This is a genomic window from Microbacterium testaceum StLB037 (genome assembly GCF_008763945.1).
In the GTDB taxonomy this organism is placed as follows: Bacteria; Actinomycetota; Actinomycetes; order Actinomycetales; family Microbacteriaceae; genus Microbacterium; species Microbacterium testaceum_G.
Genome location: NZ_VTQH01000001.1, coordinates 1,204,726 through 1,223,432, shown reverse-complemented (window position 1 = coordinate 1,223,432; position 18,707 = coordinate 1,204,726). Strand labels below are relative to the sequence as shown.

Genomic DNA, 18,707 nt, shown 5'->3' with positions numbered 1-18,707 from the left:
TTCCGCGTGAGGGGTCACTTCTCGTCGCTCAGGCGCGCGCCAGGCGACAGAAGACGACCCCTCACGCGGGGAGGGACCCACGGAATCACATACGAAAAGGAAGAGAACACAGCAATGAACAAGCGACACCTCACCTCCGCCCTCGCCCTCGGCGCGGCGGGAGCCCTGCTGCTCGCCGGCTGCGCCAGCGGAAACCAGGCCGAAGGCGGCTCGGGCGACGGCGGCGAGAAGGGCACGATCACGCTCGGCTTCCTGCCCTCGTGGACCGACGGCCTCAGCACCGCGTACCTGCTCGAGGACCAGCTCGGCAAGCTCGGCTACAAGGTCGAGATGCAGACCCTCACCGAGGCCGGCCCGCTGTACACCGGCCTCGCCCAGGGCGACGTCGACATCTACCCCTCGGCCTGGCCCGAGCTGACGCACAAGTCGTACATGGACCGCTACGGCGACAAGATCGACGACCTCGGCGCGTACTACGACAACGCCAAGCTCACGATCGCGGTGCCGAGCTACGTCGACATCGACTCGATCGAGCAGCTGAAGGACAACGCCGGACGCTTCGACGGCCGCATCTACGGCATCGAGCCGGGGGCGGGTCTCACCACGCAGACGCAGGAGACCATGCTCCCCGGCTACGGGCTCGACGGCGACTTCGAGCTGGTGACCTCGTCGACCGCGGCGATGCTCACCGAGCTCGACAACGCCATCGCTGCGCAGAAGGACATCGCCGTGACGCTGTGGCGCCCGTTCTGGGCGAACGACGCCTACGACGTCAAGGACCTCGCCGACCCCCAGGGGCTGATGGGCGACCCCGAGGCGCTGCACTTCCTCGGCACGGCCGGCTTCGCCGAAAAGTACCCGGATGCCGCTGAGCTCATCGCCGGCATCCAACTCGACGACGAGCAGTACGGCTCGCTCGAAGACCTCGTGGTCAACGAGTACGGCGAGGGCCGCGAGGCCGAAGCCGTCGACGCCTGGCTCGAGCAGAACTCCTCGGCGTTCTCGACGCAGCGCGACTGACCTGTCGCGTCGGGCGGCCCTCTCCGGTGCGGAGGGGGCCGCTTCGCTTTTCTCGCGGATTGGGCGCTTTCTCGCAGGTTTCGCCCGGGATCTGCGAGGACGGCGTCGTTCTGCGAGCTGCGCGCCGCCCGCCCGGTCAGCCGATCGCGTGCGCGCCCGTGAAGCGCGTGATGAAGCCGGGGTGGTCGGCGGGCATCGCGAGCACCGAGTCGGGTGTGCGCCCGGCGAGCTGCGGGAAGCCGGAGTCGGCGACGAGGTCGTCGTCGAGCACGTCGAGCTCGGCGCCGACGAGCGGCCAGGGCTCGTGCGCGTTCGCGGCCCAGATCGTGCGGCCGAGGTGCCGCTCGTGGAAACCCCAGCGGGCGGTGAGGAACCGCGACAGCGGCGTATCCACCGCCTCGGTGCCCAGGGTGGCCCGCACGCGGGTTCCCGGATGCCGGGACCCGTGCCGCCGCGACCGGAACTCGATGCGCGAGCCCTCGGCGCGCACCCCCGCGCGGGCCCAGCGGTACGGCAGGCCGAACAGGGCGCGGGCGGCGAGCACGGGCGCGAGATGCTCGGCCTCGAGCGTGCGGAAGACCACCCCGCGCCGGCCCTCGTCGTCGACGGCGTAGGTGCGGACGTTGATCTCGGTGAAGGTGCCCAGAAGCGGCACGGGCGGAAGCGGGAGGAACCGGAACTCGCTGAGCACGAACGGCACGAGTCCCACCCACGCCGACCCGTCGTGCACATCCGGCCGGGTCCCCGGCGGCAGGAACGGCGCGACCTCGGCCGGGTCGATCCGCCAGTGCACGAAGACCGCGCGGTTCCAGCGCTGGGCGATGACGGCGCGTCCGGGCAGGTCGGGGGCATGGCGCTCGGTGATCACCGGGTCATTCTGACCCCGACGCCTCGGCGCGGAGGGACACTGGACAGATGGCCCCGTCATCTGGTGCAGACCCTCGGCTCGTGGCATCCATCCGCGAATTGCTCGCCGCACGCGAGGCCGACAAGACGATCTGCCCGTCCGAGGCCGCCCGCGCGGTCGGCGGTGACGAGTGGCGCGAGCTCATGCAGCCGGCGCGCGACGCGGCCCGCGAGCTGGTGGGTCTCGGCGAGGTCGAGGTCACGCAGAAGGGCGAGGTGGTCGATGTGGCCACCGCCCGCGGGCCGGTGCGCATCCGTCGCGCTCGCTGACCCGTCTGCCCGACGGGCCCGAACGCGCGGCAATTGCAGAAACGCACGGATCTCGCAGACATCTGCGACGGATCTGCGAGAAAAGCGCCCATCTGCGACCTCGCCGCACGCACGCCTCGCCGAACCCGACTCCGGATGCCGGGCCCCCGGCGTCCCCACGCGATGGCGCGCGGTCGCACCCGCCGTCGTCAGAGCGCGGGCTCGGGCGGCGTGGTCGAGGCGCGCGGGGCGGGGTCGGCACCGCGGGGGAGCTCGAGCGCGATCTTCTTCTCGAGCACGTCGACCGCCTCGTCGGACAGCAGGATCAGTCCGTCGAGCTCTTCACGAACGCGCTTGTAGGCGAGCTGGCGTTCGTTCGGCGACGCGGCCTGGTCGGTCGCGACGGTCAGGAGCTGCTTCGCCGTGTCGAGGCGCTTGCGTTCGTCGGCGGTGAACGCCGCGTCCTTCACGCGGCGCGCATCGCGCTCGGCCACGTCGAACGCGACCTCGTAATCGGTGACGGCATCGCGGTACTCGCGCAGCCGTTCGGGCGTGAGCGTCTCGCCCTCGGCGGGGCGCAGGTTGTCGGCGACCTTCTTGGCGCGCAGGAACGCGGCCGTCAGCGGCTGGCGTCCGTCGCTCATGGCCGGATAGGTGATGAGCTTCGCGGCGTCGAGCTCGTACTCGAGCCAGCGGTGGGTCACGGCGTCCTGGGCCTCGACGGCGCGCTGCTGTCCGTCGCCGGGCGCGGCGAGAGGTGCGGGGGCCGCAGGGCCGGAGACCGCGGAGCCACCCTGCGCTCGGATCAGCTCGAGCTGTTCGCGGTGCCGACGCCGTGCGGTGACCTCGCGGTGCTTCACGCGCGCGTTGATGGCGCCCATCGTCATCCCGAAGAGGGGGAAGACGAGCCACCAGTAGTGCCCGGCGAAGTTCCAGAACTCGTTCACGGCGCCATGCTACGCCGCTGTTCTCGGCCGCTCTCAGGAAGCGGGCGGCCGCGGCCGGTCTCGTGCGGGAGGCGGCCACACCGGACCGTTTCGGGGCGGATGGCCGTCGGCATCCGGAGTCTTCTTCTGCGCGCGCTTCGCTCCGCGTTCGTTCCAGTTGCGGGCGGCTGCTCGCCCCATCGACTCCATCGAGCGGGCGAGGGCGCGCTGGGCCGTCTCGGCGAGATCGGATGCCACACGGCTCCACGCATCGTTGCCCTCGACGCCCGCCTGCTCGCTCCCGCCACGGCGGGCCGCGCGCTCGGCGCGGTCGAAAGCGTGACCGGTGCGGCGCACGGCGTCGCGGTACGCGAGGAAGTCGGCGGGAGCCAGGCGCGTCTGCACCGAGGCCGGCCGGAGCCACTGCGCCTTCTCGTGCGCGCGGAGGAACTCGGCGAGAAGCGGCGAGCGGGAGTCGCTCATCTGCGGGAAGTCGATGGCGAGGCCGGGGTCGGTCTCGTACGCCATCCATCGCGCGAGGATCGCGTCGTGCTCGGCCAGCAGGCGCGCGACGGGAAGCGGCGCACTGCCCGAACGGATCGCCGGAAGCATGGCCTTCGCCGCCTTCACTCCGGCGCGACGCGCGCGCACCTCGGCCACCGCGGCACGCAGGTCGCGCTGCGCGTCGGCAAGGCGCGCTCGGGCGGCGGCGACGGTGTCATTCGAGACGCGCGAGGCGGCACGTTCAGCCTGGGCCCGCACGACCTCGGCGTCGGCGACCTTGATCTCGGCGCGACCGCGGGTGACCGCCGAGCGGGCGGTCTGCAGGTCGAGCATCGCGGCATCGAGCTCGAGGCGGCGAGCCGCTGCCTTGCCGAGGGGACGCGAGGACCAGGCGCGGACGGCCCGGTCGGTCGTGGTCGTCGTGCCGGCAGGAAGAGCCCGCTGTCGGGACCGGCGCACACCGAGCCAGCCGACGGTGCCCGCACCGGCCGCCGCGGGGCCGATCCACCACCAGTCGACCAGAAGGGCCAGAAGCGGTTCCACGGGGCCCATGCTATGCCGGGCCTCCGACAGGGGGCTGGGTGTCGAGCCGGAATCCGCAACCGCGGACGGTCGGGCGCAGTTGTGCGACCCCGGTCCTCCGCAGGATGCGTTCCCTGGCCGCGCCCGTGCGGCTCGTGCCAGGGTGGGGTCGTGATCACCCGCCTCGACCCGCGTACCTCGGCTCACGAGATCGACGATCTGCGACGACGCATCGCCGCGACACGATGGCCCGACGACGTGGGCGACGACTGGTCGCGCGGCACACGTCCGTCGGCGCTGCGCCGCGTGCTCGATGCCTGGGCGCAGTTCGACTGGGACCTCATCGAGCAGCGGCTGCGGGCGGAGCAGCACCTGCTCGTCGGCGACGCCGGCCGTCGCGTGCACCTGTGGCGCTCAGGCACACCCGGCGCGCCGGCGATCGTGCTCATCCACGGGTGGCCCGACAGCTTCGTGCGGTTCCGCGGGGTGGTCGAGCACCTCGCCGAGCTCGACGTGATCGTGCCCAGCATCCCCGGGTTCGGGTACAGCGACCCGGCGGGTCGCGACGAGGGCGGCCCACGCTGGAACGCCGACCGCCTCCTCTCGGCGCTCGACGAGATCGGCGTGCGGTCGTTCGCAGTGCACGGCGGCGATCTCGGCACCGCCATCGCCGACCAGGTCGCCTCGCTCGCCCCCGAGCGCGTGACGGCCCTGCATCTCTCGGACGTGCCACTGTGGCACACGCTCGATGATCCCGATCTGACGACCGAAGAGAGGGAGTGGGCGGATGCCGCTGCCGCCTGGGAGACCGCGGAGGGTGCCTACGCCGCCGAGCAGCGCACCAAGCCGCAGACGCTCGCCGCCGCGCTCACGGATTCGCCGGCGGGACTTGCGAGCTGGTACCTCGAGAAGTTCCAGGCCTGGGGTGACGGCGACGTGTTCGAGCGCATCCCCCTCGAACTGATCCTCGAGAACCTGTCGGTGCACTGGTTCACCCGTACGGCCGGTAGCGCTGCTCGGGTGTACTTCGATCGGCGGCGCTTCCCGCCGACCGGGCGGGTGAGCGTGCCGACGGCGTTCGGTCTCTTCCCGCACGACATCGACCACGGCGTCGAGTCGTTCGCCCGGCGTTGGTACCCGACCGTCCGGTTCACGTGCTTCCCGTCGGGGGGCCACTTCGGCGCGATGGAGCACCCCGCGATGCTCGCCGCCGACCTCCGCGCCCTGGTCGAGGACGTGTGAGGGGTCATCTTCTGTCGCCGCGGCTCTCGCCAGGCGACAGAAGATGACCCCTCACGCGGGGATCGCGGGCCTCAGCCGAGGATCAGCGAGATGACGGTGGCGCCGCCGCCGGTGAGGATCAGCGCACCGATCACGACCCACGCGGTGATCTTGACGCGCTTCTGGCGCTTGTCGCTGAACACGGTCATGTCGTCGTCGTCATCGGTCATCGCGCGTCTCCTCTCGGCCGGCAATCGGTTGGTCGTGGTCGTGGTCGTGGTCGTGGTCGTGGTCGGGGCCGGGGCCGGGGTCAGGCGTCGAGCGAGTCGCGCGATCGTCGCGGCTCCGTGAGCGTCCTCAGGCCACGGGCTCCGCGACGGTGGGGCCGAAGACCGCGGGCAGCGTCTCGTTCGACAGGCGACGCAGCTCGGCGACAGGAACGGTGAACACGTCCTGGATCTCGAGGGTCGCCTCGGTGCCGGGCTCGATGTCGGTCACGCCGATGCGCAGCACCGGGTAGCCGCGACCGTCGCACAGGCCGCGGAACTTCACGTCCTCTTCGCGCGGCACACTGACCAGCACGCGGCCGGTGGACTCGCTGAAGAGGGCCGCCGTGGCATCCACTCCGTCGCGCTCCATGAGCTCGGTGAGCCAGACGCGCGCGCCGACGCCGAAGCGCATGACGCCCTCCGCGAGGGCCTGGGCCAGACCACCCGACGACAGGTCGTGCGCGCTCGAGACGAGCGACTGGGAGCCTGCGGCCTGCAGGAGCTCGGCGAGCTTGCGCTCCTGCGCCAGGTCGACCTTCGGCGGTCGGCCGCCGAGGTGGTCGTGGATCGTGCCGGCCCACTGCGAGCCGTCGAGCTCGTCGGCGGTGGTGCCGAGCAGGTAAAGGTTCTCGCCGGCATCCTGCCATCCGCTCGGGATGCGGGCTGCGACGTCGTCGATGATGCCGAGGACGCCCACCACCGGGGTCGGGTGGATCGGCTGGTCACCGGTCTGGTTGTAGAACGAGACGTTGCCGCCCGTGACGGGGATGCCGAGCTCGAGGCAGCCGTCGCTCAGACCCTCGACGGCCTGGCTGAACTGCCACATGACCTCGGGGTTCTCGGGGCTGCCGAAGTTGAGGCAGTCGGTGACGGCGGTGGGCACCGCGCCCGTGACGGCGACGTTGCGGTACGCCTCGGCGAGGGCGAGCTTCGCGCCGTTGTAGGGGTCGAGCTGGTTGTACCGGCCGTTGCAGTCGGTCGCGATCGCGAAGCCGAGACCGGTCTCTTCGTCGACGCGGATCATGCCGGCGTCGTCGGGGAAGCTCAGGGCCGTGTTGCCGAGCACGTAGTAGTCGTACTGGTTCGTGATCCACGAGGTGTCGGCGAGGTTGGGGCTCGCGACGAGGGTCGTGAACTGGTCGCGGAGGGTGTCGGCATCCGTCGCCCGCTCCAACTTCGTGGCGGAGTCGGCCTGCAGGGCGTCGATCCAGGTGGGGTAGGCGACCGGGCGCTCGTAGACGGGTCCGTCGACCGCGACGGTCGAGGGGTCGACGTCGACGATGCGCTCGCCGTACCAGTCGATGACGAGGCGGTCGTCTCCGGTGACCTCGCCGAGGACGCTCGTCTCGACGTCCCACTTGCCGACGACGGCGAGGAAGGCGTCGAGCTTCTCGGGCGCGACGATCGCCATCATGCGCTCCTGCGACTCCGACATGAGGATCTCTTCGGGCGTCAGCGAGGGGTCGCGCAGCAGCACCTTCGACAGTTCGACCTTCATGCCGCTGTCGCCGTTGGCGGCGAGCTCGCTCGTGGCGCACGAGATGCCGGCGGCGCCGAGGTCCTGAATGGCCTCGACGAGGTCGTCGCGGTAGAGCTCGAGGCAGCACTCGATGAGCACCTTCTCGGCGAACGGGTCGCCCACCTGCACCGCGGGGCGCTTGGTGGGTCCGCCGTCGGCGAAGGTGTCGGATGCCAGGATGCTCGCGCCGCCGATACCGTCGCCGCCCGTACGGGCGCCGAACAGCACGACCTTGTTGCCCACGCCGGTGGCGTTGGCGAGCTTGATGTCTTCGTGGCGCATGACGCCCACCGCGAGGGCGTTGACGAGCGGATTGCCCTGGTACACCGCGTCGAAGACGGTCTCGCCGCCGATGTTCGGCAGGCCCAGGCAGTTGCCGTAGAACGAGATGCCGCTGGTCACGCCGTGGACCACGCGCGGGGTGTCGGGGTGGTCGATCGCGCCGAAGCGCAGCTGGTCCATGACCGCGACCGGGCGAGCGCCCATCGAGATGATGTCGCGCACGATGCCGCCGACGCCGGTGGCCGCGCCCTGGAAGGGCTCGATGTAGCTGGGGTGATTGTGCGACTCGACCTTGAAGGTCACCGCCCAGCCCTCGCCCACGTCGACGACGCCGGCGTTCTGGCCCATGCCCACCATCAGGCGGGTCTTCATCTCGTCGCTGACCTTCTGGCCGAACTGGCGGAGGTAGATCTTGCTCGACTTGTAGGAGCAGTGCTCGCTCCACATGACCGAGTACATCGCGAGCTCGCCGCTCGTAGGGCGGCGGCCCAGGATCTCGCGGATCTTGGCGTATTCGTCGCTCTTGAGGCCGAGGGCGCCGTACGGCTGGTCCTTCTCGGGCGTGGCGATCGCGTTCTCGACCGTATCGGCGAGGGCGGTACGGGCGGCGGGGTTCGGGGTGGTCACGCGGCTGAGCTCCAAGAATCGCAGGGGCCGGACGGGAGTCAGTCTAGTTGGGACCGCCGACATCGCCGGGGTCGCCCGGGGCGCGGTTCCCGGGCGCGTTGCGTGACCTCCTGGGTCAGGGCGGTGTGGCCGGGGTTCCGGCATCCGAGGGTCCTCCGCATTCTCAGTGATTCGCGCAGTGTCAGTGGGTTTCGCGGTACACGGGCTGAAGTTGTGCGGATCGCTGAGGTTGCGCCGAGGCCCCGGCCTAGGCTGGCCGACGAACATCTCGAGCACGGGGGAGGAGCGCATGCGCGTCGTCATCGCCCCCGACAAGTTCAAGGGCACGCTCACCGCGAGGGAGGCGGCGAATGCCATGGCCGCGGGCGTCCGCGAGCGGTGGCCCGACGCGGAACTCGTCGTCGTCCCCATGGCAGACGGGGGCGACGGCACGCTCGACGCCCTCGGGGGTGCGAACCGTCGCGATGTCGTGACCGGACCGCTTGACCGGCCGGTCGACGCCGGCTGGCGTCTCGACGGTGACCTCGCCGTCATCGAGTCGGCCATGGCATCCGGTCTCGTCCTCGTCGGAGGACGGGATGCCAACGATCCCTGGGCCGCGAACAGCCGCGGCGTGGGCGAGCTTCTGGCGCGGGCGCTCGACGCGGGCGCGGCTCGGATCCTCGTGGGGACGGGCGGATCGGCCATGACGGACGGCGGGCGGGGAGCCCTCGAGGCCCTCGATGATCGCGCGCCCTTCGCGCCGGGACGGGTCGTCGTGCTCACCGACACGACGGTCGTGTTCGCGGACGCCGCGCGGGTGTTCGGGCCGCAGAAGGGAGCCGACGCCGAGATGGTCGAGCGCCTCACCGCGCGGCTCGGGGACGACGCCGAGTGGCTCGCGACCCGGTTCGGTCGGGACCCGCGACACGTTCCGCGCGCGGGTGCCGCCGGCGGGCTGTCGGGCGCGCTGTGGGCCGCGGGCGCAGACCTCGTCGATGGAGCGGCGCACGTCGCCGACGTTCTCGGATTAGATGGCGCGCTCGCCGCGGCCGACCTCGTCCTCACCGGCGAAGGCGCGTTCGATGCCACGAGTCGCGCGGGCAAGGGTCCGGGCCACGTGCTGGCTGCGGCCGCCGCGCGGGGTGTTCCCGCGCTCGTGGTGGCCGGGGCCGCGGACGTCGACGTCGCGGCCGTGTTCTCGCTGGTCGGCACGGTCGGGACGACCCTCGCGTGGGGCGACCCCGCCGCGGCTGTGCGCCGAACGACGGCGCAGGCGCTGGAGTCGATGGGGCTGTGACGGCGCGCGGCAACCAGGGGCCCCGTGGTGGGATGGCGGGTATGCGCCTCTCCTCCCGCCGTGCCGCGGTTCTCGTCTGCCTGGGGCTCACGCTCGCGACAGCGGGCTGCACGGCCGAGGAGTCGACGGAGAACCCGTACATCGCGCTGTGCGCGGATCCGATCGTCGTGACGTGTGATCCCGACGGCCCCGTGGGGATCACGATCCGCACCGAGGCGTCGAAGGACGACGTGGAGCGCTTCGCCGGCCGATTGCAGGATGCCGTGACTCAGACGCAGCGGGAAGTGACCCTGCACGCCGACGACCCGGCGGCGGTGCAGGTCGACCCGGACGTGTCTCCGGTGCCGAAGTGGCTGTTCACGGTGCGGCCCGGCGCATCCGTCGACGCTCTGGGCGATGTCCTCGACGCGGCATCCGTTCCCGGAGTTGCCGGCGTCACGGCGAGCACCGGCTGGCCGTCCGCGGTGGCGGCGACGCTCGACGACCTCGAACCGCTCATCGCCTCCCTGTCGTCGACGGCGCTGTTCGCGGAGGGCGGCAGCTTCACCGTCTCGTCGTCGAGCGAGCGATTCCGTCTGGTGTACGTCCCGGCGTACACCACGATGGACGGGGTTCCGGGAGGTCGTGTCTGTCGCTCGCGATCATCCGGATGCCGAGGTGCTCCTCGAGGCGCCCTCGGCGGGCCCGAACCAGCCGACGTTCTACGTCGCGCACCTGACCGCCGATCAGGCGACCCAGCTCGCCGCGGAGCTGAGCGCGCCGGCGATGGCGTCCGCGAGTACCCCCGGCGCCCCGCTCCCGTACGTACTGAGCTGGCTGAGCGAGCAGGGGACGGAGTCGCTCACGGGGACCTTCGGCGGGTGCCCGGCTGACGCTCGGTTCCTCGCGTCCTGTCGGGAACGGTTCTCGACGCCCGTGTAGGCACAGGCGCCGTTCGCGGCGTCACCGAACTCGCAGAAACACGCCTTTCTCGGAGGATCTCGGCGCGAGGCTGCGAGGAAAGCGCGTTTCTGCGACGAACGTGCGCCGCCTCAGACGGTCTTCGTGATGCGCACCCGGATGTCCTTCATGAGCGGCTGGTCGCTCTGCCGGCTGTAGTCGTCGGGACCGAGCAGCACGTTCAGCTCGGGGAAGTAGCCGGCGGCGCTGCCGCGCGGGGTGTCGTACTCCAAAGCGCGGAAGGCCGTGACGCTGCGCACCGACCCGTCGCGCGAGGTCGCGACGATGTCGACGAGATCGCCCTCCGCGATCCCGCGCTCCTTCATGTCGCGGCGGTGCATGAAGACGAGCTCGCGGATGTTGCGAACGCCCCGGTAGCGGTCGTCGGCCGAGTAGATCGTGGTGTTCCACTGGTCGTGCGAGCGCATGGTCTGCAGCACCAGCACGTCGGCCTCTTCGGGGATGACGTCGGGCAGCGCGGCATCCGAGAACTCGGCCTTGCCGGAGGGCGTCTGGAAGTCGCGCTCCCGCGCGGGCTGGGGGATACGGAAGCCGTAGTGCTGGCGCACGAGCTCGTTGAAGCCCTCGAAGCCGGGCAACACCTTGGCCATCGTGTCGCGGATCCGGTCGTAGTCGCCGACGTACCACTCCCAGGGCGTCGCGGAGTCGGGCATGGTCGCCCGCGCGAGGCGCGCGATGATCTCGGGCTCGCTGAGGAGGTGGGGCGAGGCGGGCTTGCGGGAGCCGAGCGAGAGCATGACCGAGCTCATCGCGTCTTCGGTGGAGATGGACTGGAGCCCGGACTCCTGCTCGTCGCGCTCGGTGCGGCCGAGGCAGGGGAGGATCAGCGCCTTCTTGCCGTGTGTGAGGTGGCTGCGGTTGAGCTTGGTGCTGACGTGGGCGGTCAGCTCGCACCGGCTCATGCCCTCGGCGGTGAGTGCGGTGTCGGGAGCGGCGCGCACGAAGTTGCCGCCCATGCCGAGGAAGACCTTGAGGTCGCCGCGGTGCAGAGCGGCGACCGTGTGCACGGTGTCGAGGCCCGGCTCGCGGGGCGAGGTGATGCCGCAGACCTCGTCGAGCTTGGCGAGCCACTCCTCGGTGGGCTTGTGGTTGATGCCGCACGTGCGGTTGCCCTGCACGTTGCTGTGGCCGCGCACGGGCGAGGGGCCGGTGCCCTTGCGTCCGACGTTGCCGCGCAGGAGCAGCAGGTTCACGATCTCGCGCACAGTGTCGACGCCGTGCTGGTGCTGGCTGACGCCGAGGCACCAGCTGATGACGCAGGCCTTCGAGGCGAGGTAGACGTCGGCGGCGGCGCGGATCTCGGCCTCGGTCAGCCCCGCCTGCTCGACGAGCGTGGACCACGGAGTCGCCTCGACGAGCGCGCGGTACGCCTCGAGCCCGGTCGTGTACTGGTCGAGGAACGCCTGATCGAGGGCGGTGGGGTCGGTCTCGGACGCCTCGAAGACCACCTTGGCCATGCCGCGGACCAGGGCGAGGTCGCCGCCCGGGCGCACCTGCAGGTTCATCGTGCTCGTGGGCGTGCTGTTGAAAGTCGCCATGTCGACGATCTCGTGCGGCACGATCGTGCGGGTGCCGGCGACCTCGCGCAGCGGGTTCACGTGCACGACCTGGGCGCCGCGGTCGATGGCCTCGGCGAGGCTCGTGAGCATGCGCGGGGCGTTGGAGGCGGCGTTCACCCCGAGCACGAAGAGGGCGTCGCACGCCTCCCAGTCCTCGAGGTCGGCCGTGCCCTTGCCGGTGGCGAGGGATGCCGTGAGCCCGCGGCCAGAACCCTCGTGGCACATGTTCGAGCAGTCGGGGAGGTTGTTCGTCCCGAGCTCGCGCGCGAACAGCTGATACAGGAACGACGCCTCATTGCTGAGGCGACCCGAGGTGTAGAACGCGGCCTGGTCGGGGGAGTCGAGAGCGGTCAGCTCCCGAGCGATGAGGCGGAAGGCGTCGTTCCACGAGATCGGCACGTAATGGTCGCTCTCGGCGTCGTAGACCATCGGGCCGACGAGGCGCCCGGCGTCTTCGAGCTCGAAATCGCTCCACTGCGACAGCTCGCTCACCGAGTGCTCGGCGAAGAACTCCTTGCCGACGCGCTTGTGCGTCATCTCCCACGTGACGTGCTTGATGCCGTTCTCGCAGATGTCGAGGGCGACGCCCTTGTCGTCGGGCCACGCGCACCCGGGGCAGTCGAAACCGCTCTTCGGGTGATTCATCGTGAACATCGCCTTGGTGCCGGCGACCGGCTGTCGCTGCTCGAGCAGCACCTTGCCGACGGTCAGGGCGGCGCCCCAGCCTGCGGCGGGGTGCTCGTAGGGACCCGTGCTCGACCACTCGCCGTCGACCCGCGGGCCGAGGCCTCCCTGGCGCGGTTCCTCGGTCACCAGCCCGAACGATTCACCCATGTTCACCCTCCGTGGAATCCGGCGCTGAGTCGGTGGCATCCACACACCGCGCGCCTGGCGTCAGCGTACGCTCGCCACCTTTTCGGCGGAGGGGCTTGTGGATGCCGCCGGCTCGGGTACGCGAACGCGATCGGCGCGCGTGTACAGGTTCATGCTGTTGCCGCGCACGAAGGCGGCGAGGGTCAGGCCGGCGCGCTCCGCGAGCTCGATCGCGAGAGATGAGGGCGCCGAGACGGCGGACAGCATCGGGATGCCGGCCATGACGGCCTTCTGCACCAGTTCGAAGCTCACGCGACCCGAGACCTGCAGCACGGTCCCGCGCAGCGGCAACCTGTCGTTCAGCAGGGCCCAGCCGACGACCTTGTCGACGGCGTTGTGCCGGCCGACGTCTTCGCGGGCGACGAGCAGCTCGCCGGTGGCCGCGTCGAAGAGGGCCGCGCCGTGCAGGCCGCCGGTCTTGTCGAACGTCTTCTGCTGCTCGCGCAGGCGATCGGGGAAAGCGGCGACCTCGTGCGGAGAGACCGACAGCGCGTCGGTGGACACGTCGTAGGTCGACACCTTCTCGACGGCGTCGATCGAAGCGGTGCCGCACACCCCGCACGAGCTCGTCGTGTAGAACGAGCGCGCGATGTCGGGGGAGGGGAGGGCCACACCCGGCGCGAGGGTGAGGTCGAGGACGTTGTAGGTGTTGCCGTCGGCCCCGCCGGTGCCCGGCCCGCCGCAGTGGATCGCGCGCGCGAACTCGTCGCCCCGGCTGATGACGCCCTCGGACACGAGGAAACCCGCTGCGAGCTCGACGTCGTGGCCGGGCGTTCGCATCGTGACCGCCAACGGCGACCCCGCGACGCGGATCTCGAGCGGTTCTTCGACCGCCACGGCATCCGGTCTCTGTCGATGAGCGCCCTCGAGGGTGATGCGCGTCACGCGGCGGGAGGCGGTGAGACGGCCCATGTCAGGACCGCGCCGGAGAGCAGAAGGGGGACATGGGATGAGCGTACGCCGGGCCTCCGACATCGCAGCCCGCCCGGTCGAGATGCGAAGGCGGCGGATTTTCTCTCCTCCGTCAGGTCGCGGCGACCGCGCGCTGGGCACGTGCTCACCCGCGAGATCCTGCGGAAATCGGCCATCCCATTCATTCGAATACAGAATTCGGCAACTTTTTCAAGTCCGGCGTGACGATTCCTCGGGCCGGTACGTCTTAGTCATGTAGGCCGAAGCGCCCACCCCGGACACCCGGGTCCAGACATTCGAAAGGCACGGACATGGCTGAGAACGCCCCCACCACCCCCGCTGCGCAGAACGTCCCCCAGTCGGCGTCGCGCGTGAACCGTCCCCTCGCCGGTCGTGGCCAGGAGGCCCACACCGAGGGCAAGACCACGATCGCCGAAGGCGTCGTCGCCAAGGTCGCCGGTATCGCGGCCCGTGAGGTCAACGGCGTGTACGCCCTCGGTGGGGGCGGAGCCCGCGCGCTCGGCGCCATCCGCGACGCGATCAACGCCACCGACCTGACGCAGGGCGTCAAGGTCGAGGTCGGCGAGACGCAGGCCGCGGCCGACGTCACGATCGTCGTCGAGTACGGCGCCCCTATCCAGGAGGTCGCCGACCAGGTCCGCGCCCGCGTCGCCGGTGCCATCAACCGCCTCGTCGGCCTCGAGGTCGTCGAGGTCAACGTCGACGTGAACGACGTGCACATCCCGGGCGACGACAACAACGACGCCGAGTCTGAGAAGCGCGTCCAGTGAGCGCCACGACGAAGGGCGCCCTGGTCGGCCTCGTGCTGGCCCTCAGCGCTCTGATCTTCGGTTTCTGGGGATTCATCCTCGTCGCCCTCTTCATGGCGATCGGCGTGGTCGTCGCCCGCATCACGGCGGGTGAACTCGACTTCGGCAACATCGTCAACGCCTTCAAGGGTCGGAGCACATCGTGACCACCGTCACCGCTTCCCCCGGGGTCGGCAACCGTACCGCGGTTGCCGGCCCCGGCCTCCCCGCCGGTCGGGTGACGATCTCCGACCGCGTTCTGCAGAAGACGGCCGAACGGGCCGCCGCTGACATCGTCGGCGTGGATGCCAAGAACGTCCGCGTCGAGATCGTCTCGGCCCGCGACACCGCCGCAGTCCGCGTGACGACGGCGTTCCCCGTCCCCCGCCTCGACGACACCGAGGCCGTGCGCGCCGCGACTCCCGTGCTGGAGGCCGCGCGCGTCGCCCAGACCGAGCTGCGCTCGCGTCTGACCCACCTGTTCGGGCGCGAGATCTCGCGCGTCGACCTCACCATCTCGGGCGCCTCCGCCCCCCAGCGAAAGCGAGTGCTGTGATGACTGACACCGTGCTCCGCACCGTGGTGCGTCGCGAAACCCACTCGCCCCGCACCACCGCGATGCTCGTTGTGGTCGTGCTGCTGATCCTCGCCCTGGCGTACGCCGCGGTCGAGATCATCCTCGACCTCTCGGGCGCCCAGCCGCTGCTGGTCGCCCCCGGCGAGGCCCTGAACGCCGTCGTCGCCGCGCCCACCGCGCTCATGCCGGTCGCCTTCGTCGTCGGCGGCGTCATCCTGGCCGTCCTCGGCCTGATCGTCCTCGTCCTCGCGCTCAAGCCCGGGCGCCTCTCGCGCCACGAGATGTCGTGGGGGGAGCGGGCCGTCGTCGTCGACAACGGCGTCGTGGCATCCGCCCTCGCCCAGCACCTCAGCAACGAGTCCGGCATCGCCCGCGAGGACATCGTCGTGGGCGTGGCCCACCGCGCCGTCGACGTGACGGTGCGGCCCCCGGTCGGCATCCCCGTCGACGAGGCGCAGCTGCGCCGCATCGTCGAGGAGGAAGTCACCTTGTACAAGCTCTCGCCCGCCGTGCGCACGCACCTGCGCGTGCACCGTCCCGACACCAAGGAGTCCTGATGAACGCGACGCGACGCGGTCTGAACCGCTTCCTGCTCTTCCTGGTCGCCGTGGTGCTGCTGGGGCTGGGTGCTCTCGCTCTCGCGGTGGGACTGCTCCCGGGCGGTCCCGACACGTGGACCTCCGTCATGGGCGGATTCCAGGGCTGGCTCGAGTCGCTGGGTCGTGAGTCCGCCGGCTGGGGCGCCGTCGCCGCCATTGTGGTGCTGGCGATCATCCTCATCCTCATCGCCTCGGCCGCCGTGCGCGGTCGTCGCCAGGCCCCGCTGCAGTCCACCGGCAGCGCGACCGACGAGGGACGCATCACCGTCACCGACGGCTTCGCTTCGGAGGCGCTCAAGAACGCGCTGGGCGAGCGCGACGAGATCCTCTCGTCCCGCATCACGGCCGGCGAGGTCGCCAAGCAGTCCGTCCTGCACGTGGCTGTCACCCCGCGTCAGAACACGTCGCCGCGTGAGGTCGCCGAGCACGTCGACACGCTGGTCACGAACCTGGCCGCGCTCACGGGCCAGAACCTGCGCGCCTACATCTCCATCCACTCGGGTCTGCGCGCGAAGCTCGCGCGCGACAACACCCGCGTTCACTGACACCCACGAGGAGACGTGATGTCCACCATCGATGCGACCATCGACCCGCCCGACCTCGACGCCGCCGCGACCCTCGCGGCCACCGCCGCCGGTTCCGTCCCGGGCGTCCACGCCCTCGGCAGCCTGCTGGGACGCGCGTCGGACGCCGTCCGTGAGCGCGTGGGACTGGCCAGCACCGCGCCCGGCGTGAAGATCGACACCGACCGCGCCGACGCGGTGACGGCGACCATCTCGCTGGTCGTCGACTACCCGCACAAGCTCCACGAGGTGTCGGACGCCGTGCGCACCGCGGTGAAGACGGCTCTCGAACCGCTCGGCCGCGGCACGATCGATGTCGACGTCGTCGTCACCGGCGTCTTCGGTCCCTTCGACCGTGACGTGGTCGACGAGGCGGAACGGAAGGCGGATGCCGTCGCCGCCCGCGCCTCGGAGCTGGCCGATGACGCGAAGGCCAAGGCGAAGGACGTCGCCGACCGCGCCTCCCTTATCGCCGACGACGCGAAGGCCCGGGCGTCGGAGGCGGCCGATGACGTGCGTGCGCGGTCGAAGGATGTCGCCGCGCGGGCGTCCGACACCGTCGACGCCGCCGTGGCGAAGACGAAGGACGTCGCCGCGGGCGCCGCAGCCGCCGTGGACGAGACCGTCCGCCAGGCGCGCGAGCGGGTCGTCGCCGCGGACGCCGAGTCGGACATCGACGCCGCCGATCGCGTCACCGAGGGTCTCGAGCCCGAGCGCCGCGATGTGCCCGCCGAGGCTCGCGAGGATGACCGCGGGGACGTCAGCGACGTGGTCGCCGAGGCGCTCGAGGACGCCGCGATCGACATCGCCATCGCCGCCGACGAGGTGCGCGCCGACGACGAGACCCCGGCCACGGACAGCGTGCAGTCGGTCGTGGAGGACGAGCGCCCCCGCGCCTGACCGCTGCGAAGGAAGAACCACAGGCCCCGCTTCGGCGGGGCCTTCGGTTCGCCCGCCGGGGGCGTGCACAACTCCTGAAGTTCGCGGCCGCGGCGGGGGCGTGGGGCCGGGAATCCGCGGGTCGGTGCGGCCGGGGCCCCCGATCTTCCGGAGTTGTGCACGGCGGCCCGGCGGGCGCGGGGTTGTGCACGCGAGCGGGGCGGGCACCGACCCGGCACCCGCCCCGCCCGGCACCCCCCGGCCCGGCAGCCCGACCTACTGCGCCGTCGCGTTGTCGAACGCGCGCTGAGCGGCCTGCTGCGCGTCGGCGAGGGCCTGCTCGGTCGTCTTGTCGCCGAGGAGCACCGCGGTGATGGCGTTGTTCAGCTCGTTCTGGATGTCCTGGCCCGCGGGAGACGAACCGAACGACCGGCCGGACGAGACCACGTCGTAGTAGGTCGAGATGACCTGGTCGAATCCGGCATCACCGGTCGGAACCACGAACTGATCGCGGATCATCTCGTCGGCCTCGGGTGACCCGGTGAACAGACCCGTGTTGAGCCCGCCCTTGCTCTCGATGGTCGACGCGCGGGCCGAACCCGCGGCCATCCACGCGTCGGTCGAGGTGAGGTCGGTCATCCAGGCGCAGGCCGCGGCAGGGTTCTTCGCGCCGGCGGGGATCACGAACGCGGTGCCCGAGGCGAGCGAGAAGGGCTGGCCCTCGGCATCCCGGAACGGAACCGCCTGCAGAGAGATCTGATCGCGGTAGGCGCCCAGCACGTTCGGGTACCACTGGTTCGCGATCTGCGCGCCGACCTGGTTCTTCACGAACTGGTTGGCGTCGCCGAAGGTGTCGAACGAGTCGGTGAAGCTCTTCACCGCGGCGTAGCCCCCCTGGGCGTCAGTTATGCGCTTCAGCGCGTCGATGCCCGCAGCGTTCGAGGGGTCGTCGAGGGTGGGCGTGCCGGTGTCGTTGATGAGCTGGCCGCCCATCCCGAGCACCCACAGGCCGCCCTGACCGGTGGCGACGGGGTCGAAGCCCAGGCGCGTCGGGTTCGACCCCGAGGCCTGGTAGATCTTGCCGACCGCGGCGAGCAGACCGTCCATCTTCGAAGTGTCGAGCTCCTCGGGAGTGACCCCGGCTTCGTTCAGCACGTTCATGTTCAGCAGGATCGCGGGCGGCTGGTAGAACTGCGACACCGCGTAGACGGCATCCTGATACGTGACGTCGTCGACGACGTTCTGGTACCACCGCTCCGTCGGATTCACGCCCTTCGCCTCGAAGCATGCGTCGAGCGGCATGAGCAGTCCCTGAGCGGCATACGTCGTGACGTACCGGCGATCCATCTGCACGACGTCGGGCACGTCACCGCTCGCGATGCGGGTGGTGAACTTCTGGGCGTCGAAGGCCGTGGCATCCAGGGTCACCTCCACCCCGTCGAGCTGGCCGGCCGCGTAGTCGAGGCGGGACTGACCCACGTCGTCGGCGTTCTCGAACCCCCACGCCGCCAGGGTTCCGCTCGGGGTCGCCCCGAAGTCGATGTCGGCGGCGGGATTCTCGCCGCCCCCGCTGCACGAGGTGAGAAGGGCGAGGGATGCCACGCCGGCGGCGACGCCGACGAGAGTGCGATTGCGCATGAGGGGTCCTTTCG

Annotated in this window: 19 protein-coding genes; 11 read left to right on the top strand and 8 right to left on the bottom strand. The window is 71.0% G+C overall.

What is annotated here, in order from left to right:
• The first annotated feature begins 114 nt into the window (after nt 1–114).
• On the top strand, nt 115–1,020 hold the full coding sequence (locus F9B98_RS05700) for a glycine betaine ABC transporter substrate-binding protein (protein ID WP_150954096.1): 906 nt from the start codon (nt 115–117) through the stop codon (nt 1,018–1,020).
• A gap of 136 nt (nt 1,021–1,156) precedes the next feature.
• On the opposite strand, the gene F9B98_RS05695 is transcribed toward F9B98_RS05700, so the two are convergent.
• Entirely contained in the window at nt 1,157–1,888 is a 732-nt protein-coding gene (locus F9B98_RS05695) for a YqjF family protein (protein WP_150954091.1), read from the bottom strand.
• Nucleotides 1,889–1,935: 47 nt separating this feature from the next.
• Here F9B98_RS05695 and F9B98_RS05690 point away from each other — a divergent pair, with 47 nt between their 5' ends.
• A complete protein-coding gene (locus F9B98_RS05690) occupies nt 1,936–2,196 on the top strand; it encodes a DUF3253 domain-containing protein (protein WP_150954087.1) in 261 nt (86 codons plus the stop codon).
• A 188-nt stretch (nt 2,197–2,384) separates the two neighbouring features.
• On the opposite strand, the gene F9B98_RS05685 is transcribed toward F9B98_RS05690, so the two are convergent.
• Together F9B98_RS05685 and F9B98_RS15890 are read right to left on the bottom strand one after the other, a co-directional pair.
• Nucleotides 2,385–3,122, bottom strand: coding sequence for a hypothetical protein (locus tag F9B98_RS05685; protein WP_150954084.1), 738 nt, complete (start codon nt 3,120–3,122; stop codon nt 2,385–2,387).
• Between the two features lie 33 nt (nt 3,123–3,155).
• On the bottom strand, nt 3,156–4,148 hold the full coding sequence (locus F9B98_RS15890; protein ID WP_191966683.1) for a hypothetical protein: 993 nt from the start codon (nt 4,146–4,148) through the stop codon (nt 3,156–3,158).
• A gap of 150 nt (nt 4,149–4,298) precedes the next feature.
• Between F9B98_RS15890 and F9B98_RS15885 the strand changes: the two genes are divergently transcribed.
• The gene (locus F9B98_RS15885; protein WP_191966682.1) at nt 4,299–5,369 is read left to right on the top strand and encodes an epoxide hydrolase family protein; all 1,071 of its coding nucleotides are present in this window, start codon (nt 4,299–4,301) and stop codon (nt 5,367–5,369) included.
• Between the two features lie 71 nt (nt 5,370–5,440).
• Here F9B98_RS15885 and F9B98_RS15880 read toward each other — a convergent pair whose 3' ends face one another.
• Together F9B98_RS15880 and purL are read right to left on the bottom strand one after the other, a co-directional pair.
• The gene (locus F9B98_RS15880) at nt 5,441–5,578 is read right to left on the bottom strand and encodes a hypothetical protein (RefSeq protein ID WP_176776550.1); all 138 of its coding nucleotides are present in this window, start codon (nt 5,576–5,578) and stop codon (nt 5,441–5,443) included.
• Nucleotides 5,579–5,705: 127 nt separating this feature from the next.
• Nucleotides 5,706–8,108, bottom strand: a complete 2,403-nt coding sequence (gene purL / locus F9B98_RS05675; RefSeq protein WP_412177025.1) for a phosphoribosylformylglycinamidine synthase subunit PurL — start codon at nt 8,106–8,108, stop codon at nt 5,706–5,708.
• Between the two features lie 226 nt (nt 8,109–8,334).
• Between purL and F9B98_RS05670 the strand changes: the two genes are divergently transcribed.
• Both F9B98_RS05670 and F9B98_RS05665 read left to right on the top strand, forming a co-directional pair.
• Complete coding sequence (locus F9B98_RS05670; protein WP_150954073.1) at nt 8,335–9,324, top strand: glycerate kinase; 990 nt, start codon at nt 8,335–8,337, stop codon at nt 9,322–9,324.
• Nucleotides 9,325–9,365: 41 nt separating this feature from the next.
• Nucleotides 9,366–10,196, top strand: a complete 831-nt coding sequence (locus tag F9B98_RS05665) for a hypothetical protein (protein ID WP_150954069.1) — start codon at nt 9,366–9,368, stop codon at nt 10,194–10,196.
• A 159-nt stretch (nt 10,197–10,355) separates the two neighbouring features.
• On the opposite strand, the gene F9B98_RS05660 is transcribed toward F9B98_RS05665, so the two are convergent.
• Nucleotides 10,356–12,677 carry an FdhF/YdeP family oxidoreductase gene (locus F9B98_RS05660; RefSeq protein ID WP_150954065.1) on the bottom strand — a complete coding sequence of 774 codons (2,322 nt, stop codon included), beginning with the start codon at nt 12,675–12,677 and terminating at the stop codon, nt 10,356–10,358.
• A 60-nt stretch (nt 12,678–12,737) separates the two neighbouring features.
• Complete coding sequence (gene fdhD, locus F9B98_RS05655; protein ID WP_150954062.1) at nt 12,738–13,628, bottom strand: formate dehydrogenase accessory sulfurtransferase FdhD; 891 nt, start codon at nt 13,626–13,628, stop codon at nt 12,738–12,740.
• Nucleotides 13,629–13,939: 311 nt separating this feature from the next.
• Between fdhD and F9B98_RS05650 the strand changes: the two genes are divergently transcribed.
• The 6 genes from F9B98_RS05650 to F9B98_RS05625 are packed head-to-tail and all read left to right on the top strand — an operon-like array spanning nt 13,940 to nt 17,076.
• Entirely contained in the window at nt 13,940–14,419 is a 480-nt protein-coding gene (locus F9B98_RS05650) for an Asp23/Gls24 family envelope stress response protein (RefSeq protein WP_150954058.1), read from the top strand.
• Nucleotides 14,416–14,604 carry a DUF2273 domain-containing protein gene (locus tag F9B98_RS05645; RefSeq protein ID WP_056225276.1) on the top strand — a complete coding sequence of 63 codons (189 nt, stop codon included), beginning with the start codon at nt 14,416–14,418 and terminating at the stop codon, nt 14,602–14,604. The genes F9B98_RS05650 and F9B98_RS05645 overlap by 4 nt, the downstream gene beginning before the upstream one ends.
• Complete coding sequence (locus tag F9B98_RS05640; protein WP_150954055.1) at nt 14,601–14,993, top strand: hypothetical protein; 393 nt, start codon at nt 14,601–14,603, stop codon at nt 14,991–14,993. Before F9B98_RS05645 ends, F9B98_RS05640 begins: the two co-directional genes overlap by 4 nt.
• Nucleotides 14,993–15,571, top strand: a complete 579-nt coding sequence (locus F9B98_RS05635; protein ID WP_150954052.1) for a DNA/RNA endonuclease G — start codon at nt 14,993–14,995, stop codon at nt 15,569–15,571. The genes F9B98_RS05640 and F9B98_RS05635 overlap by 1 nt, the downstream gene beginning before the upstream one ends.
• A complete protein-coding gene (locus F9B98_RS05630) occupies nt 15,571–16,158 on the top strand; it encodes a hypothetical protein (RefSeq protein WP_150954047.1) in 588 nt (195 codons plus the stop codon). The genes F9B98_RS05635 and F9B98_RS05630 overlap by 1 nt, the downstream gene beginning before the upstream one ends.
• 18 nt (nt 16,159–16,176) lie before the next feature.
• Nucleotides 16,177–17,076: an Asp23/Gls24 family envelope stress response protein gene (locus tag F9B98_RS05625; protein WP_150954043.1), complete on the top strand. Its 900-nt coding sequence runs from the start codon at nt 16,177–16,179 to the stop codon at nt 17,074–17,076.
• Nucleotides 17,077–17,331: 255 nt separating this feature from the next.
• Here F9B98_RS05625 and F9B98_RS05620 read toward each other — a convergent pair whose 3' ends face one another.
• The gene (locus F9B98_RS05620; protein ID WP_150954039.1) at nt 17,332–18,693 is read right to left on the bottom strand and encodes an ABC transporter substrate-binding protein; all 1,362 of its coding nucleotides are present in this window, start codon (nt 18,691–18,693) and stop codon (nt 17,332–17,334) included.
• Between the last annotated feature and the right edge of the window lie 14 nt (nt 18,694–18,707).